15 protein-coding genes, 4 tRNA genes and 1 riboswitch are annotated in these 17,887 nt (G+C 46.6%); of the genes, 5 read left to right on the top strand and 14 right to left on the bottom strand.

All coding sequences use genetic code 11. From position 1 onward, the window contains the following. Positions 1–6: 6 nt before the first annotated feature. The 3 genes from NDA03_RS10110 to NDA03_RS10100 all read right to left on the bottom strand — a co-directional run bounded on the left by NDA03_RS10110 (position 7) and on the right by NDA03_RS10100 (position 2,892). The gene (locus tag NDA03_RS10110) at positions 7–1,020 is read right to left on the bottom strand and encodes a transposase (RefSeq protein ID WP_348237959.1); all 1,014 of its coding nucleotides are present in this window, start codon (positions 1,018–1,020) and stop codon (positions 7–9) included. Positions 1,021–1,028: 8 nt separating this feature from the next. Continuing rightward, complete coding sequence (locus tag NDA03_RS10105; RefSeq protein WP_190411918.1) at positions 1,029–2,093, bottom strand: hypothetical protein; 1,065 nt, start codon at positions 2,091–2,093, stop codon at positions 1,029–1,031. Between the two features lie 139 nt (positions 2,094–2,232). Continuing rightward, positions 2,233–2,892, bottom strand: coding sequence for an Npun_F0813 family protein (locus NDA03_RS10100; protein ID WP_190987201.1), 660 nt, complete (start codon positions 2,890–2,892; stop codon positions 2,233–2,235). Between the two features lie 321 nt (positions 2,893–3,213). Here NDA03_RS10100 and NDA03_RS10095 point away from each other — a divergent pair. After that, positions 3,214–3,287 (top strand) — tRNA-Arg (locus tag NDA03_RS10095). 794 nt (positions 3,288–4,081) lie between these two features. Here the strand turns inward: NDA03_RS10095 and NDA03_RS10090 are convergent. The 5 genes from NDA03_RS10090 to NDA03_RS10070 all read right to left on the bottom strand — a co-directional run bounded on the left by NDA03_RS10090 (position 4,082) and on the right by NDA03_RS10070 (position 8,000). Next, positions 4,082–4,153 (bottom strand) — tRNA-Thr (locus tag NDA03_RS10090). Positions 4,154–4,241: 88 nt separating this feature from the next. After that, positions 4,242–4,326 (bottom strand) — tRNA-Tyr (locus NDA03_RS10085). A 161-nt stretch (positions 4,327–4,487) separates the two neighbouring features. Then, positions 4,488–5,597, bottom strand: coding sequence for a hemolysin family protein (locus NDA03_RS10080; RefSeq protein ID WP_348237958.1), 1,110 nt, complete (start codon positions 5,595–5,597; stop codon positions 4,488–4,490). Between the two features lie 78 nt (positions 5,598–5,675). After that, on the bottom strand, positions 5,676–7,526 hold the full coding sequence (locus tag NDA03_RS10075) for an ABC transporter ATP-binding protein (RefSeq protein ID WP_348237957.1): 1,851 nt from the start codon (positions 7,524–7,526) through the stop codon (positions 5,676–5,678). Between the two features lie 336 nt (positions 7,527–7,862). Further along, a complete protein-coding gene (locus tag NDA03_RS10070; RefSeq protein ID WP_190411922.1) occupies positions 7,863–8,000 on the bottom strand; it encodes a hypothetical protein in 138 nt (45 codons plus the stop codon). A 216-nt stretch (positions 8,001–8,216) separates the two neighbouring features. Here NDA03_RS10070 and NDA03_RS10065 point away from each other — a divergent pair, with 216 nt between their 5' ends. Then, positions 8,217–9,170: an SGNH/GDSL hydrolase family protein gene (locus tag NDA03_RS10065; protein ID WP_348237956.1), complete on the top strand. Its 954-nt coding sequence runs from the start codon at positions 8,217–8,219 to the stop codon at positions 9,168–9,170. Positions 9,171–9,317: 147 nt separating this feature from the next. Here NDA03_RS10065 and NDA03_RS10060 read toward each other — a convergent pair whose 3' ends face one another. Then, positions 9,318–10,391 (bottom strand): Gfo/Idh/MocA family oxidoreductase, encoded by a 1,074-nt coding sequence (locus NDA03_RS10060; RefSeq protein ID WP_190411946.1) that lies wholly within the window; start codon positions 10,389–10,391, stop codon positions 9,318–9,320. A gap of 363 nt (positions 10,392–10,754) precedes the next feature. Between NDA03_RS10060 and queC the strand changes: the two genes are divergently transcribed. Continuing rightward, positions 10,755–11,441, top strand: a complete 687-nt coding sequence (gene queC / locus NDA03_RS10055; protein WP_190689960.1) for a 7-cyano-7-deazaguanine synthase QueC — start codon at positions 10,755–10,757, stop codon at positions 11,439–11,441. A gap of 52 nt (positions 11,442–11,493) precedes the next feature. Here the strand turns inward: queC and NDA03_RS10050 are convergent, their stop codons facing one another. After that, the gene (locus tag NDA03_RS10050) at positions 11,494–13,026 is read right to left on the bottom strand and encodes a hemolysin family protein (RefSeq protein ID WP_348237955.1); all 1,533 of its coding nucleotides are present in this window, start codon (positions 13,024–13,026) and stop codon (positions 11,494–11,496) included. Positions 13,027–13,173: 147 nt separating this feature from the next. Continuing rightward, positions 13,174–13,866 (bottom strand): hypothetical protein, encoded by a 693-nt coding sequence (locus NDA03_RS10045; RefSeq protein WP_348237954.1) that lies wholly within the window; start codon positions 13,864–13,866, stop codon positions 13,174–13,176. Positions 13,867–14,115: 249 nt separating this feature from the next. Here NDA03_RS10045 and NDA03_RS10040 point away from each other — a divergent pair. Beyond that, positions 14,116–14,188 (top strand) — tRNA-Met (locus NDA03_RS10040). A 360-nt stretch (positions 14,189–14,548) separates the two neighbouring features. On the opposite strand, the gene NDA03_RS10035 is transcribed toward NDA03_RS10040, so the two are convergent. Continuing rightward, positions 14,549–14,971 carry a hypothetical protein gene (locus NDA03_RS10035; protein WP_190667913.1) on the bottom strand — a complete coding sequence of 141 codons (423 nt, stop codon included), beginning with the start codon at positions 14,969–14,971 and terminating at the stop codon, positions 14,549–14,551. Between the two features lie 121 nt (positions 14,972–15,092). Here NDA03_RS10035 and pyrE point away from each other — a divergent pair, with 121 nt between their 5' ends. Continuing rightward, positions 15,093–15,710 (top strand): orotate phosphoribosyltransferase, encoded by a 618-nt coding sequence (gene pyrE, locus NDA03_RS10030; protein ID WP_190411928.1) that lies wholly within the window; start codon positions 15,093–15,095, stop codon positions 15,708–15,710. 94 nt (positions 15,711–15,804) lie between these two features. Here the strand turns inward: pyrE and thiC are convergent, their stop codons facing one another. Together thiC and NDA03_RS10020 are read right to left on the bottom strand one after the other, a co-directional pair. Further along, the gene (gene thiC / locus NDA03_RS10025) at positions 15,805–17,178 is read right to left on the bottom strand and encodes a phosphomethylpyrimidine synthase (RefSeq protein ID WP_190682926.1); all 1,374 of its coding nucleotides are present in this window, start codon (positions 17,176–17,178) and stop codon (positions 15,805–15,807) included. A 6-nt stretch (positions 17,179–17,184) separates the two neighbouring features. After that, a riboswitch (TPP riboswitch) is annotated at positions 17,185–17,281 on the bottom strand. Positions 17,282–17,413: 132 nt separating this feature from the next. Then, positions 17,414–17,887: a DUF2726 domain-containing protein gene (locus tag NDA03_RS10020; protein ID WP_348237953.1), complete on the bottom strand. Its 474-nt coding sequence runs from the start codon at positions 17,885–17,887 to the stop codon at positions 17,414–17,416.

Below are 17,887 nucleotides of genomic sequence, written 5' to 3'. Positions count from 1 at the left end.
TGCCTCTTATAACGAATAAACTTGACCATCAATCAGCAAGCGAGTAATTCCCTTAGCTTGCAGTTGCGAACAAGTTTTCTGAAGCATCCTGCCATCTGGAACTTTAATCACTCGTTGGGTGCGGTTCGAGAACCTACGAGCTACCCGATGGTTATCGAAAACTGGCAGTGTTCTCTGTTGAACTTCTTGGGCAGGAATTTGTCCGAGATCGCTGAACTCTCGCAGGGGTCTAGCGATTAATTCTGCTGCTCGGTCTACAACTAAGTAGCAGGTTTTAGGAAGCACCGCGTTAGACAGCGGTAAAACTTGAACGCTAGCACGGTTTTGTCGCTTAAAGGTTCCTGCTGGAATCGGACTTTCTAGAGTTGGCGTATCATCCCAGTCGTCTTCGTCTTGGAGATCTTCTAAATCGTCGTCGTCATCCTCGTCGTCCTCGTCCTCGTCGTCTTCTAAATCCGTCAGGTCTTCCCCCAGCATCTCTTCTATGACACTGGCTTCTGCACTGTAATTGTTATCAAGTAGATCGGGGTTGTTACTTGGTGCGGCATCCACAGCCAGCTGAAAAAGTGGCAGAGAAGAATCGATCCCAGGGAAAATTTCGGAAGGAATGTTTTCTTGCTCTTGTGCCCTCTCTTCCTCTGTAGAGACTGAGGAGCGCCTGCGACGCCTCCGTGGGGCGGTAGGGCTTGCCTCTACTGATTCCTCACTATCAATATCTGCAAACGATTCTTGAGTGTGGGGAAAGGATTCTTCGCTCTTTACCGATGCGGTCAGCGATGTTTCTACTGGCTCGTCGTCAGCTTCAGTGGCAGGTTCGGAAATTGAATGGGAGCGATTGGTTCGCTTTTGCTGGATTAGGGCTTCATATTCTGGCTCTGATAGACGACTTTTTAAAAGACGGCTAATCGTTGAATTACTGACATCATAACGACTAGCCAGGGTTGAGGTTGTCTCTCCTGGCTGTCGATACAGGTTGAGGATGTCGCGCTTATCTAATTCGGAGAGTTTTCTCACACTCATGCTACTTCCTAAGCACGTTTGCGTCCGCTACGACGGGAACGACTGGATGTATCAAATTCCAGGACAGCGCCAATGGCAAACAGGACGCCGCTGAAGACCCAAAATACTTCCAATAGTCCTCCGCTTTGATAATCATCACCAATGAACTTATCGGCGTATTTCAGCCACATATCAGCAACGTAGTATGAAAAAGCTGCCCCAGCAATCATCCGCCAAGACTGAGAAAAACGACCCCCCCAAAAGGCTAGCAATACGGTCGAGGCAACGATCAACAGAAAGATATCGCTAACAACGTAAAAAATGTTCAAAAAGGTCCCTAATGGCTCTAGAAATTTTTCTACTGATAGAACCCAGGCTGGAGCCTGATTTTCTCCAGTAGGAGCAGAGGGTTTTGCTTGTGCTGTTTTCACCACAGTAGCGGTTTTATTGACGGCTGGTGCTTTGGTGGCAGCGATCGCTTTCTTGGGTGAAGTCGCCTTCGCTATCTGTGTTGTTCCCTGTGTTGTTCCTACGGGTAAAGGTGGGGTTGCAGCGGATGCATTATTCGGGGAGGCAACCTGTAACCAGACTGCTAAGGCAATTCCGGCAACTGCGATCGCTGCAACGGTTGCCCACTGCCAAACTTCTAGATTCAGTCGCCGTGAGATGACAGCTAAAATCATTCCCCAGGCAAGAAATAAATAGGCAGGGACAAAAAACAAATCCCCAGGTGACACAATGGGTTCTTGGTGTAAAACCAGTTCCCAGTAGCAAAACAACAGGTTCCCGAGAAAATAGCACAACATCCCCAGTCCAAATCCCAGCCAGACGTTACGTCCGCTAACAATCTGGGGACTGCGCCAGTTTCTAAAACACAGCACTGCTGCGCCTAGGTAAGCTACCTCTTCAAAAATGTAAGTTCCAATCGAGTACCAAAGCGGACGCTCCTCTCCGGGCGCAGAAATGCTAAACAGCAGAAAATACAGTAGCGCTAGCACACCCCAGATTATTCCCGCAACGATTACTGTCTGTACGCTCAGAAGGGATTGTAAACCGGATACTTTTTCCGATGACTTTTCTAAAGAACTGCTCATAGTTTTTCAAAACAAGGATGCACGCAAGGTTTAATCGCAAATGCAATTCAATTAATAATCTGCTAACAAATCTCCTTTAAGAAGCGCAAGTGTCTCATCTTAATGCAAGCTTTGGCATATTTCCCAAACATTTTTTAGATTAGCGCCACAGCTTACCTAGGGGAGATTGATTTAGCCACTCCAGGAACTGAGACCGCTCTCCTGGTTGCATATCTTGTAATGTATCCTTTACTCCTTGGGCAAAGTGGGTATTGCCGAAATATTCCTTACCCAAGCGATGCAGTTCTTGTAACAAGGTGATCAGATGATGTTCCTCCCAAGGGGGAATTTGGAGGCTACTCAAAGGGTCCATTGTTAGCAAGTTTTTCACAGCTTCCGGCCCATCCGCACTGGGAAAGTGCCACTGACGGAAGACATCGCTAAGGTCTTTTTGAAATAATCCGGCTTGTCTGTTTCCTAATAGGTCTTCAACGTCTATGTAAACCGCCTGGAGCAACAAAAGGCAAGCTTGGGCGAGAAGGACAATTTTGACGTCACTACTAGCCTCCGCAGCCAGCTGATCTAGACGAATTTTGCCCCAGACGCTATACCGATCTGGCTCTTCCAGCAAAACGCAGGCTTTGCCACGGTTATCGGTAAGGTCTCGCCAAAAGGCTCTGGCTTCTTCTGCTTGATTAGCTGCAAATACACTGATCAAGCGAAAGGTTTGCCCCTGATAAGTGAGAATCGGGATCTGTTGCTCCCGCTTGGGGTGCTGAATGCTAGAAATTTCAACATCCTGCCGTTTCAGAATAAACATGACACTGGCAAATGACTCCTGACTTGGCCGGGGGCGTGGTGCGGCTAAAAAGCGATCGCCACGAAACTATATAAGGGCGCGATCCAGCCCTGGTGCTGGGATAAAATCGGACAACGCCGCGAGTGCGTCCGCGTAGCGCCTATCGCCTTGACTAATACACTATCGTATCCAAAGGTCTGGGTATGTTGGTTTCTAGTTTACATTGAGCTTAAAGCTGCTTGAGCGATATATTTGGAAAGCTTTGGCTTTCTGGGTTGCTTTGCAGCACTCGGCACAGATACAATCTACGACAGAGCCAAGTTTGGCGATCCATTTTCATGTGGGTGCGTAACTCAGGTGGATAGAGTAGCTGCCTTCTAAGCAGTTTGTCGGGGGTTCGAGTCCCTCCGCACCCGTTTTAACTCAATAAAAATCCTTATTTTCAAAAATTGGGTAATAAAGGTGCATAAGGCAGGGAAAACGCATCTAAAATGCTGGATGTCTCTCCCCGTAGGAATTTTATCAGTTGCTCAGCCTTAAGCCTAAATGCTTGAACCCCTTGTCGAGTAGGTATTTCACAGATAAGATGCGTTTGTCTTGGGGCGCAAGGCAACAACACCAGCGTAGTTATCATCATAAGGTTTATAGCTCGTGACCTGTTCTTAATACCGCCACAACCAAGTTAATTTTTGGCTATAAAGCACGATCGATTAGAATCAGCCAACTCTTTTAGGGTTAGCGACACTCTACACGAGTTTTTTTAGTATTTTTGTCAAAGCTCGATTAGAGAAATTGCGAGTCATCTATTGCTTTAGGAGCCCCTTATATTTTTGGAACCTAAGAATTATGTAAATAGGTGGTAAATTGTCATTCTTGCTTGTAGGAATCTGAATTCATCAATACTGCCACAGGATTCTGCAATGTATGACGTGTATTTAGCTAGTGACAAATCAAGCCGCTCATGGCTTATATGCGATTTAATCATCCTATCTGTAGCTGCTAAAGTTTTTCATCTATAGCACCTCTAGACTCTTTAAAAGCGGTCAGAAAATAAGTTATCAGTTGCATATCTCTAGTTAGAGAGCGATGCGTGTACTCTCATGAAGAAGATACTTCCTGGATATCTAAAAGATTGGGTAGAATCTCCAGAAACATGACTTCTGAAGTAAGCTCATTTGAATAAAACTTTGATTAAGTCATTTGCTGAAAAAGCCCGTGACGAGGATTGAACTCGTGACCTCACCCTTACCAAGGGTGTGCTCTACCACTGAGCCACACGGGCAGTTTTATAAGTTATAAACGTTAAATTTTGAGTCGGTTATCTTAATTAAAGAATAACTCAAAACTTATGACTTAGAACTTTTGTTGCGTGGTGGGCCGAGCTGGATTTGAACCAGCGTAGGCATAGCCAGCGGATTTACAGTCCGCCCCCATTAACCACTCGGGCATCGACCCATTTGTTCCACGATTAATAATCGTAGCACAAGGTTTAGAAAATGCAAAAGTTTTTTGAAAATTGATTTTATAGCTGTGGAAAAAGTGACGGGCAGTGCAAGTCAGACGATGAGAGCGGGAATCTACATTGCTTACTCCTACATTGATCCCTGTCCTCTGAATCAGCCGCCACCAGAGCGCGTGGCATTTCTCGTAGCGATCGCTCGACTGGGAAAGTCACTTTCATCGTAAATTTCGCCAACCAGCTCCTCCAGAATGTCTTCCAGCGTGATCAACCCCACCGTGCCCCCATACTCATCGACGACGATGGCAATGTGAAGGCGTTGTTGCAACATATCCTTCAGTAGATTGGCGGCTCGTTTAGTGTCCGGCACGTATACTGGCGGGTCCATCGCCTCTGTCACCAAGCCATTATCAATCCCTTCTTTTTTCAAAAACCTCAGATGCTGGAGCGCTCGCTTCAGGTGAACAACGCCGACAATTTGATCCTTAGACTCCTCCTGCACGGGAATACGGGAATATCCTGTCTCCAGACACAGATTCACAAACTCCTGCAACGTCGCTTCATGAGAGATTGTCCTCATGTCAATCCGTGGCTTAACCAGATCGCGGGTGCTGAGACTGTCTAGCATCAAGGCTTTGTTCAGCAGCTGGTGTTTGTGTAAATCCAGATGCCCCTTGCCTCCCAAAATTTCAATCATCAGATGGAGGTCTCTTAAAGACTCTCCCTCTTGAACAACACCCCCCTGAAACAGGCGAATTACCCGCTGAGTAATTTGCTCAAATAAATAAATGAGCGGGCCGAGAACGATAGATAGCAAGTAAATCGGGCGAACGGCAAACTTAAAAACTGGCATCACATTGTTGATTGCCAGAGATTTAGGGGTAACTTCTCCAAAAATCAGCACTAGAAAAGTAACAACAGCAGTAGCAATTCCTAATCCTGCATTCCCTAACCAGAGGGCAAATAAGTTACTGGTCAGAATTGCTGAAAAATTATTAACCAGGTTGTTACCCACTAGGAGGGTAGTGATAAACCGACCCCGATTTTCTAAGACCAGCGCAAACATCCGGCGCGGGTCTCCTTGCTCTTGAATCAGCGCCCTGAGTTTAAGGTTGTCGAGGGCTGTAATCGCCGTTTCCGAGCCGGAGAAAAAAGCAGAAAGCAAAAGCATCAATCCCAGCACCGCGATATCGAGCCAAACACTTCCTAAAAGGGGACCCAGATCGGAAGTAACTAGAATATATGACTGAACGGGTAAAACAATCACGGGATGCTGTAAAAGGCAAAAGTTATAAAGCAAAAGGAAAAAGAAAGATTTTTCACTTTTGCCTTTTTCCTTTTAACTTTAGAGTAGCTCACCTGTTTCTTGTAGGGAGTGCAAACGTCGGTAAATTCCTTTGCGGTGCAGTAGTTCAGCATGGCTGCCGACTTCTACAATTTGACCTTGATCGAGAACTACAATTTTGTCTGCTTCCCGGATGGTACTAAGTCTGTGAGCAATGATAATGGTGGTGCGGGTGCCGAGGATGCTACGCATTGCTAACTGAATTGAGCGCTCAGATTCGTAGTCGAGGCTAGAAGTTGCTTCATCAAAGATGAGGATATCTGGATCGACCAAGAGTGCCCTAGCAATTCCCAAGCGCTGTCGTTGTCCCCCAGACAGCCGCATTCCCCGCTCTCCAACAACGGTGTAGTACCCTTGCGGCAGATGCTCAATGACTTCGTCTACTCTGGCAATGCGGCAAGCTTCCTGAACCTGTTCAACCGTAGCTTTGGGGTTGCCATAGGTAAGGTTTTCAAGCAACGTCCCGTTGAAAATATCTACTTCCTGGTGAACAATTGCCAGACGCCGCCGATAGCCAGTGACATCCAAACTGCGAATGTCTTGACCATCCATTAAAATCTGACCTTGATGGGGTTCAAAATACCGGAACAGAAGCTTGACTAAGGTAGACTTACCCGACCCCGAACGCCCCACCAGCGCTACAGTTTGATAAGGTTCGATGAGTAGGTTAATGTTTTCTAAAACTGGGCGATCGCTGTCATAGCCAAAGCTCAGATGGGAAAATTCGACTTTGCCGGTAAATTGATAGGACAATTCAGAACCACGAGAATCCTGAGTTCCTCCTTCTGCCGTCTGCGTTCTGGTTTGAGACAGAATGACCGCATCTACGCCTACAGGTACGTGCATGAACTCGTGGAAACGGAGCATGGAGGCATAGCGACGAGCAAATATCTCAGCGAGATTGCTAATAGGTTCTAGCTCCGAGTAGGCCATGCTGGAGATGGTCAACGTAGTAACGAAGTGTCCTAGTGAAATCTTTCCCTGTAAGGTGGCGTTGAGGGTCAAACCAAGTACTAGAAAGACACAAAACTGGATGATTGTCCTTTGGGAAGTAGCTAGGATGACATAACCTCTATGAATGCGGTAGTCAACAACTTTGAACTCCCGCTCTAGGCGCTGTCGTTGACGCTCCAGTTCTCTCTGTTCGGTGGCAAAGGCTTTGACGGTTTTAATGTTGGTAATAATTTCCGAAGTACGACTTTCGGTATTTTCCTGATATCGATCCAGTTTCTGTTCGCGATCGCTCAGTTGCTTGAGGTCTTTGAGGGTGAAGCTGAGGATGAAGATGAAGGAAATTAGGAAAATTACGGCAATTCGCCACTCAATTAGCCAGATCATCGCAAAGATACCCAGCACCCGAACGAGTTTGGGAATCAACTGTCCGGCGACTTCAGGATAAGTCCAGGTGTGATTAGCGAGTCCTCTAGCAACTCGTCCGGCGATTCGTCCAGGGTTGTTTTCTTCGTAAAATTCTAGCGGTAGAGTGACGATTTTTTCGAGGACTTTTATGCTGTGGTCTCGACGCGATCGCAAGGCTGTATCCCAGTGAAACCAGATGCCGAGCCAAGGCTGAATGGGCGCTCTAACGACGGTGACTAACAAGATTAATCCCATTAGCACTGAGAGGGAAAGGAATCGATTTGCCGGTAAGTTGCTAACTTCAGCGATGAGAGCGATCGCATTTTGCAATCCCCGATCCAGCGGTTGACCGGACAGTACGTTGAGAATCTGCCCAATTGTGTAAGGAACTACCAGATCGATGATTTCAAAGAGACTAGATGCCGCAATACTTAAAAGCGCGACGATTCGATATTTTCGGTAATAACCGAGGATATCCCGAATGCTTGCCATAATTCTTTCTTGATGAAAAATAGCCAATAAAAAATTCCAGAGTCAGGCTCAAAAAGCGACTCTAGAAAAACTTGTATCTTGCATCCAGTAACTTCATATCGCAGCTACACAAACCAAACCCATCTCCGTGGGTTTGAAAACATTTCACTTGTCTTTAGTCAAGCAAAAGGTTGGTGTAGTCCTATGCAGCCTGAGGCAAAAGATACGCGAAAGACATTTTGGGTTGAATAACAAAGTGACTCCCGAACAAGGAAGTTTTACAGGAGCTTTGAGATAACCTATCGATTGAACTTATGGCTTCATCAGCATCGGTAGTGGCCTCGGTTTAGTAGCGAGTTACATAGCGTAGGCTGAGTGAAGTGCCCACCAAACAAGAAAAGCAATACCACCCAAAACCAACACAGATGAGATAGCGATCGCTTTTGGGCTATCAGCTCCCTCGAACTTCATAATTCCACGGTTCAAGTCTGACATAAGGCTGCGATCCTCCTTGATTCGGAGCTAGACAACAATTTGTAAACATATCTTAACCCATGACTAGGTTAGCGGCTGAGGGAGGATTCGTCTATCACCCGAATGGGTCATAAATGGGTTGGGTTAAGATGGGAGCGACTTTTAAGACTGCAAAACTGAAGTGCTGCAAGATTTAAGCTAGATCGGGTCACGATCTATGTACATAGGGGATTATCTGTGAAAATTGTGCTGATTGTTTTGGCAGTTGTTGTAGGGTTGGTACTGGCGGTAGAGGTGGGATTGCGGCTGCTATTTGGCTTTGGAAATCCCTTGATTTATATTGCCGATGAACAGATTGGATATTTATTAGCGCCAAATCAGCGGACTCGCAGGTTTGGCAATCTGATAGAAATTAATCAGTATTCAATGCGAAGCCCAAAAATCACGGAAACTCGCCCTGAATCTACGCTGCGGGTGCTGCTGTTGGGAGATTCCATTGCGAATGGTGGCTGGTGGACAGATCAGGCTGAGACGCTTTCAGCCATGATGACTCAACAGTTGCAATCCTCTATTGATGGTAAAACTTTTAAGCAAATAGAAGTTCTCAACGCTTCAGCGAACTCTTGGTGTCCGCGCAATGAATTAGCGTACTTAAAGCAGTTTGGTACGTTCGATGCTCAGGTAGTCGTGTTGCTGATTAATACTGACGATCTGTTCGGGACTGCGCCAACTTCAATCCCGGTGGGGCGCGATCGCAATTACCCCGACCAAAAACCGCCTCTAGCGCTTGTAGAGGCATTCAGCCGCTATCTGTTAAAGGCACCGCCAGTACCAGAGATGAAAGTAGTGAACGCGGAATCAGGCGATCGCGTTGGCTTTAATTTAAAAGCCATTCAAGAAATCCAGACAATCGCAGAGCAAAAAGGTGCCCGCTTCTTGCTCGCAATGACGCCCCTAAAGAGGGAATTGGGCGAACCGGGTTCCCGGGATTATGAACTAAAAGCGCGAGTGCGCCTCATCGACTTAACCCAAAACCAGCACATTGCCTACATAGATTTTCTACCCATTTTCAACTCAAAAGAGCAGCCAGAGAACCTCTACCGAGATCATATTCATCTCAGCCCTCAAGGGAATCAGCTGGTTAATGAAGAAATTGGGCGATCGCTCAGTCAATTAAAAATGCAAAATTAAAAATTAAAAATTGTGGAATTCTTACTTTGGTAGTGGTAAAACATAGTGTTAATTAGTAGTAGAACCCTTGGAAAAAAAAGGTTTTCAAGCTAATTATCGCTACTTCTACAACACACCTTCCATTTTTAATTTTTAATTTTTAATTCTTTAGAAGGAAACAGCTACAGCCGGAGAACTCAGACACCGACAATCCCAGTCTGGTTGCTGCCAAACCTGACCATCGAGAGCCATCTGATCGATCAAACTCGCCAGACGCAAAGCTTTAAGCGCCTGTTCGCCGCCTACAGAGGGTTGATTCCCACCACGCACGCAGTTAACAAAATGCTCTAATTCCGCGTGAAGCGGCTCAATATTACTGGTGTAGACTTTCTCAATTAACCCATCCTGTCGGTAAAGCACCTGACCATAATCTGTCATATAATTGGCAGTCGTTTGCCGGTGAATCAGAATTTCATTGTTGAGAAAATCTGCCTCAGTTAGAGAATTTTTACAATGGGCAGCAATGCGACGAATTTTGCGGTGTGTCACCTTACTGGCTGTTAGCGTGGCGACAATTCCGTTGGCAAAGCCTAGGGTAGCAGTCACGTAATCTAAATAGCCGGAATCTGAGGCACGACTACCACTGGCGGTCAATTTGACTACCGGCGCAGCAGATAGTTCTAGCAATAGGTCAATATCATGGATCATCAGATCCAAGACGACAGAGACATCGTTAGCCCGTTGCGAGTAAGGACTCATGCGATGAGCCTCTAGGGCAAGCAATTCTTCTGTTTTCAGAACTTTGCTGAGTTCTTGAAAAGCCGGGTTAAACCGCTCAATATGTCCTACTTGGAGAATCGAGTGCGATTCGGCTGCGGCATTGACGAGGGATTCAGCCTCGGCAATACTGGCAGCAATTGGCTTTTCAATCAAGACATGAATCCCTGCTTGCAGGCAAGTCATGCCAACCTCATGATGCAGCCTTGTCGGAACGGCAATGCAGACAGCGTCTACATAGGGGATTAAGTCATGATAGTTTTCAAAAAAGCGAGCGCGATACTTACTCGCAGTATCCAAACCCCGCTCAACATTAATATCTGATACACCAACCAGTTCCACATCTTTAAGCAGACTCAGAACGCGGGTGTGATGCTGTCCCATATTACCGACCCCAATCACGCCAACGCGGATCGGTTGCGGCTGGTTACGCTGCTGATGAGCGTCTGGCTGTCTTGCTGGCATGCTATCTTGCACTCCTGTATGCTCCTCCACCACTAGGATTAAATCAATCGGCAACGTTTAGTCGCCTGAGACGATCCAGATGGTATCATAGTGCCTTCTTTTGTGAAGAATTTCAAAGCTGTGTCTAACTTTCTCAAATTCGTGAGATTTATCTCATCTTCCATTTTGTTGAGGTTTGTAAATTAGTAACTGGTAAATGTGTCACTTTCTCTCCCGTCCATTTGGTGAGGGCTGAGGGCTGAGGACTGAGGACTGAGGACTGAGGAATTTAGTAGCCCGTGAGCGGTCAATTATCAAGACGTGATGGTGGGGAACATCTGAAAGTTGGCAGAAGTAAAAATCTGGGGATGAGGGGGCTGGGAAGTGAAAGCGGTTGTTTTGTTGTCTGGGGGGCTAGATTCTTCGACGGTACTGTATCAAGCAAAGGTTGATGGCTGTGAGTGTTATGCCATCTCATTCGATTACCAGCAGCGGCACCAGCGCGAGTTAGAGTCTGCGACAGCGATCGCTCGCCTCGCTGGTATACGAGAACATCAGGTAGTGGCGTTTGATTTGCGTCGCTGGGGCGGTTCTGCGCTCACGGACAGTGCCATTAACGTACCAGAAGGGCGATCGCTTGATGAAATGGATCAAAGTATCCCCGTGACCTATGTCCCCGCCCGAAATACCATCTTTTTGAGCTTTGCCCTCGCTTATGCAGAAACCATCAATGCCCAGCGGGTTTATATTGGCGTTAATGCTTTAGATTATTCCGGCTATCCCGATTGTCGTCCTGATTATATCCAGGCAATGCAGGAAGTCTTTCGACTTGGAACAAAACAGGGACGAGAGGGACAGCCAATTAGCATCATGACGCCCCTGATAGACCTGAAAAAAACGGAAATCATTCAGATGGGGAATCGGCTAGGCGTTCCTTGGGAGCAAACTTGGTCTTGCTATACCGGGAGCGAAGTGGCTTGTGGCGTCTGTGATTCCTGCCAGTTGCGTCTAGCTGCTTTTGCTGAGCTAGGATTACAAGATCCCCTTCCTTATGCAGCCAAGAGTCACTAAAGTTGGGGATATTCCTGCCGTTAACGAGAGGCAAGTGAAAATCTAAACGCGATCATTCAAAATTTCTGCTGAATCCTGATTCCTGATTCGTTATTTCTGATTTCTTGGTGTCATCCGCTGCAACCTTGGCATCTGAGACATTTGAATCTGAGCCATCTGAATCTGACATATTTGAGACATCAGACCCGTTAGTTTCATTGCTAGCAACTGTCGCCTCTCGTCGGTGAATGCGAATTTGGTGCAGGCGAGGACCCTCGGCGGAAACGATAGTCAGCTCAAGGTTGTCAAAGCGCAAGGTTTCACCTTGGGTAGGAATTCTCTGATAGTGGTAAAGCACGAAGCCGCCCAAGGTTTGGTATTTATCAATCAAGGGCAAGTTGAGATCGAGAAATTCGTTGACTTCTTCCAAATTCATCTGTGCTTGTACCAGAAAAGTTTGCTCATCCAAAATTTGCACAGCTAACTCTTCTTTATCCTCAGCTTTTGGCTCGTAGCCGATAATTTCAGCAATCAAATCCTCAATTGTTACTAACCCCGCGGTGCCGCCAAATTCATCCACAACGATCGCCATTGCCAGGTGACTTCGCTGCATCATCGGCAAAAGTTCGCTTAAAGGCTGTCCTTCCGGCACAAATCGAGCGGGTCGAATCCAAGGCTGAATTGGTGTATCTAAAGTTAGTTCGCCTTTGGCTAGAGGTTCAGCTAACTCTTTGAAGTAAATAATGCCGCGAATATCGTCAAGGGATTCTCCTGTGACGGGATAGCGGGAGTGACCCGTGGTAGTAATTTCATCTAGAAAGATTTGAAAAGTGGCTTCACAGGGAATAGAGGCAATGCTGGTGCGGGGAACCATGACTTCTTCCGCCAACACCTCACCAAACTCAAACACGTTGTTGAGCAACTCTCGTTCTTCAGCTTCCAGTCCCGTAGATTCGCGCTCTGTGGTGATAATCATTTGCAATTCTTCGGGGGTAACGCGCGTATACCAGCCTTGTCCAGTGTACTGAATGCCTACCAGCCGCAAGAGTAAGCGTGTCGATTGGTTGAGAATCCAGATGAATGGGTTGAAAAAGCGGGCGATCGCTCTGATCGGCAGTCCCAAAAACCTCGCCATCTGTTCTGAGTAAAGCAGTGCCACTGATTTCGGGGATAGTTCACCCAAAACAATTTGTAGATAGGCAATCAGGAAGAAAGCAACCGGCACCGAAAGGGAATGAGCGATCGCTGCTTTGATCTCCCAAGATAGGGGCAAGTGCGCGATTGAAGCAGACACGAGGATTGCCATTGTACTCTCACCAATCCAGCCGAGAGCCAAACTAGACAGAGTAATCCCCAGTTGAGTAGTAGAAAGCAGCCGATCGATGCTGCCTTGCAAGTTTTGAACCGTTTTTGCTTGAATATCGCCTGCTTCGACTAGTTGATTGATGCGCGATCGCCGCACCGAAACTATCGAAAATTCAGCGATGACAAAAAAACCATTAATCGCAATCAGTAGTAGCACCGATAATAATCGCAGCAAAACGTCTTGCGCGGTAAGCCTAGGAAAAGCATTCACCGTCAAGATCGCCAACACGGGGGTATCCATCCGTAACCAGGGTATTGGGTATTGGGTATTGGGCAACGAATTGTCGGTAATCGGTCGTCGGTAATAAGTAGTGGGTAGAATCCTCTACCCCCTGTACGGTCATAATACAGAGACAGCTCCTATTACCGACCACTTAACACCTAACGCCTACTTCACCACTGGAATTCCAGACATTTTCAGATGGAGTTTTTGATCTGGATAATCTGTCAGAGTCAATGAAAGCTGCTTAGCGTCTTCCAGTAAAGCCGTGGGAATACTCACCGTCCCCGAAAAGCTTTGCCCATTCGGTGGCAATTCTCCTGGCAGACCTTCAGTCACAGCACTTAAAGCTCGACCTTGGTCGTCCGTTACATTTAAGAAGCTATACAGAAACCGTACAGCATTCCCTCCTTCATTCTTCAGGCTCACATTCAGCAACAAAGAACCTCCTTGCTGACGCGCTGAGCCTATCTCCAGCTTCACGCCCTTGTCCTGACTGGTAATCGGGAAATTTTGCTGTTTACTGTCCTGCTCAGAGGTTTCCTCAGGAGTGTTAGGCTTGCTGTCGCTTGTGGTTTCCGCTTCCTTCTGTTCAGGCTTAATAACAGGTTTAGCCTTGCCGCTCATTTGTGCTTTGACACTTGCCAGGATATCAACCTCGCGCAAAATTGCTACTCCTTCTTTACCAGGAGTTGCCCGCTTAGTCCCAGCTAATTTATTGGTAGGGCGCACATCCGGCTGCGTTACTCCTTTAAGGGCTTCATGACCTACAGTAAACCCCCACATCGCACTTACAAAGCCAGCGCCTAACATCATAGCAAGCAAAATTAACGTAAGTGCGACAGTTGAATTTAGTTTCATTGGTTGCTCAAGCTACAAAAATTGCCGCGACACCGATCAACTGCTATACATAGCTTACGACTGACAGCAGTGGAACCTATGATAGCGAATTGGTTAATGTCACGCTGCTAATTTATCTCTATTTTAGAAAACAGCGCTTATAATTTATTATCAGGAATCATACTACGCATCCGCTTTCGAGTGGACTTAGTGTGCATAATTGTATAAAATAACAATCCAGCCAGCAATCTTGGCAACGAAATCAATCACGCGCCCTTGGCCGATTGGGGAGGCAGCGAACTCATAATTCGCCTTCAGACTGGTTCGATTCCGGTAGGGCGCATTCCTATAAATTCGGTATTTTTTGAGTAAATTCCCTAGAATTGCTCTATGGGGAAGTGCAATCCGCTCAGGATAAATGCAGTTTACTAGCGGCTCGCGCTCATCAAGAACCTAATTAATTTAAGTATCTCGGTAATTTAATTTGCTCAGAAATTTCAGCAAAACCTCTGAGAACCCAAAGGTTATCAAATGCTGGAAAGCAACTGAACAAAGTAAGTTGTAACCTCTATTTCAGTTCAAAAAATAGAGTCTATAAAAAGCAAGCCCTAGTACCTTGTTTAAATCTCGCTCTGCGAACTTTAAAAAAAGTAGAAGGAAGAAAGACAAGCAAAAATTGTTTGTCTTTTCTTCTTTTTCAGATTTAGGGCTGTGGGGGATTCTCAAACACGAACTCGCTGCCTGTTACGGGTCTACCAGTACCAGTAACGTTTACATTGATAGCTGGGCTTTGCAGAATTGATGAGTTGAAAGGATTCGGGAGATCGGGAGTGCGAATAATAAAGTCACTGGAAGTTTGCTGCCAGAGTAGCTCCCGGTAAAGGTTATCTACTGTCTTAGTGTCTCGCTCGATTTCGTTTTCCGGAAAGCTAGGGCCAATGATGAAATTCAGATCCCGTCGGTAAGATTGGTTGCCGAAAAAGTCTCCAGAGGTTTCACTGATAGCTCGATTAAACAAGTCTGGAATCGAGTTAAAAGTTCCTGACTGGGAGTTAGAGAGTGTAGGCTGAGCGATCGCGCTAGAGGCAATGACAGTCGTAGCGGCACTGAGAACCAATACACTCATGAAATTAGTCAAGCGCATTCCCATCTCGTCCCTCAACTTTGGCTGAATACTATTCTTCAGTTTAAGTTTAGGATGATTGTTGGTCAAATTGTAATCGCTCTACTCTTTTTCTCTCCTAGTGATGACCCACGAAATCCAATCCCAGACTGATTTAACTGGCTCTTATGCTACTGCCGATCTCACAACGCTACGCCAGCAACTGCTAGATTTATTTTGCCATGTGGCTTATAAGGAGGGAGATTTTGTGCTGTCTTCGGGACAGCGCAGTTCTTACTACATTAATGGCAAGCCAGTCACACTGCATCCCCAAGGAGCTTTGGCAACAGGTCGAATTTTGTTATCGTTGCTGCCGATGAATACCCAGGCAGTGGCTGGATTGACGCTGGGTGCCGATCCGATTGTGACGGCGGTGAGTGTAGTTTCTGCTTATGAAAATCGACCGTTACCGGCGCTAATTATTCGCAAAGAAGCAAAGGGACACGGCACACAAGCTTATATAGAAGGCCCGATTCTCCCTACAGGTGCGAAAGTGGTCGTTTTGGAAGATGTTGTCACGACAGGGCAATCTGCCATGAAAGCTGTTGAGCGGCTGCGAGATGCCGGATACAGCGTTGATGAAGTGATTTCGCTGGTAGACAGGCAGCAGGGGGGAGCGGAGTTTTATCAGTCAGTTGGGCTAAAATTTCAGGCAGTATTCTCGATTCCAGAAATTCAAGAGCGATCGCGCCAACTCAGATAAGGTTTTTAAACGCAAAGAACGCAAAGGTTTTCGCAAAGAACGCAAAGTAATTATCCTCTGTGTTACTTTGCGCGCTCCTTTGCGTTGAAAATAACTAGCTTTGGGTTACTGGTTCCTTAGCCAAAAACTTCTCTAGTTCTGTCAAAGCATCGGCATCCACTTTAGTCTGCATCGGGCAGAATTTAGGCCCGCACATTGAGCAGAATTCAGCAGTTTTGTAAATATCTGCTGGCAGAGTTTCGTCGTGATATTCTTTGGCGCGTTCGGGGTCGAGGGACAATTCAAACTGGCGGTTCCAGTCGAAGTTGTAACGGGCTTTAGAAAGTTCGTCATCGCGATCGCGTGCCCCCGGACGATGCCGTGCAATATCAGCAGCATGAGCCGCAATCTTGTAGGCGATTAATCCATTCCGCACGTCTTCAGCATCCGGCAGTCCCAAGTGTTCCTTGGGTGTCACATAACACAGCATCGCCGTACCGTACCACCCAGCCATTGCTGCGCCAATCGCGGAGGTGATGTGGTCGTAACCGGGGGCAATGTCTGTTACCAATGGCCCCAGCACGTAGAAGGGCGCTTCCGAACACTCCTCCATCTGCTTTTTGACATTAAACTCGATTTGATCCATTGGGACGTGTCCTGGCCCTTCCACCATCACCTGCACGTCATGTTCCCAGGCTTTGCGGGTCAATTGTCCTAATGTTTTGAGTTCGGCTAATTGAGCGGCATCTGAGGCGTCATGCTGACAACCCGGACGCAGGGAATCTCCCAGACTGAAGGAAACATCGTATTTTTTGAAAATTTCGATGATGTCTTGGAAGTGGGTATAAAGCGGATTTTGCTTGTGATGATGCAACATCCAGCGTGCCAGAATGCCGCCACCACGCGAAACAATCCCGGTGATGCGATCGCGCACTAATGGCAAATGCTCAATTAATATCCCAGCGTGGATGGTTTGATAATCTACCCCCTGCTGGGCGTGCTTCTCAATGATGTGGAGAAAGTCATCAGCGGTGAGGTTTTCAATCGTTCCGTGGACGCTTTCTAAGGCTTGATAAACTGGCACCGTGCCGATGGGAACGGGCGAGGCGTTGATAATTGCTGTGCGAATCTGATCCAGGTTGCCGCCGCCGGTGGACAAGTCCATGACGGTATCAGCGCCATACTTGACTGCCAGCTTCAGCTTATCGACTTCTTCATCCAGATTGGAAGAGTTGGGGGAAGCGCCGATATTGGCGTTTACCTTACACTTCGAGGCGATACCAATCGCCATCGGTTCTAGATTGGTGTGATTAATGTTGGCGGGGATAATCATTCGTCCCCGCGCCACTTCATCCCGAATCAGCTCAACTGGGAGATTTTCCCGCTGTGCTACATACTGCATTTCTTCAGTAATCACACCCTGACGGGCGTAGTGCATTTGAGAGACATTGCTCTGTCCACGCCGCTTAGCGATCCATTCAGTCCGCATATTGAATTCCTCAATTAACAGCTTCCCTCCGCCGGTATTAGCCGGACTCAGGTTCTAAGGGTGTAATCTCAGCCTGTGAATCCAGGCACCCCTAGCTTGATTGACAATATTACCACCAAGCTCTGGTTAGGGCTGGAAGGTTTCAAAAACTTGATGTTTTGCATCACGCTGTGAAGTGGCTACAGAGCGATCGCGTTTCGGTGAGGTTTGGGACGTGAGAGCGATCGCCTACTGATTACCAAGCTGCAAGAACATCACAATAAGCAGATTGTTCGCAATACTTTCTAATTAGAGCTTTGGCAAGCTCGCGCCTTTCTCCTGTGAATAAATTGAAAATGATTTCTTCATCTTTAGAATAAAGATGCAATAATCCAAAACTCTTTACCCGTGAATAAAGTAAGGGAACACCTGCAATAGCTAGTAAAGTCGCCTTCTTTCTATCACGCTCTTTTGCTTCAGCAGAGTCGTGATATTGGGATTGAAACTCTACGACTAAACAAGGTTTGTAATCATAGTCTGTTATTAAAGCATCAACGCTGGAGCTAAAGAGAAATTTTCTTAATTGCCAGTCCAGGGTACTATCTAGTTCACAAAATTGGCATAAGCTTACCTGTGTATGGATTTTATAATTTACTTCTACACAGGTTTGTAGAAACTCCAGCATCCTTTCCTCATAAGGATTAATAAGTCTCTTTGGTTTTACAGACAT

The organism is Trichocoleus sp. Lan (assembly GCF_039961855.1).
In the GTDB taxonomy this organism is placed as follows: Bacteria; Cyanobacteriota; Cyanobacteriia; order Cyanobacteriales; family FACHB-T130; genus FACHB-T130.
The sequence above is the reverse complement of the archived record's forward strand: the minus strand, read 5'-3'. Positions and strand labels throughout refer to the sequence as shown.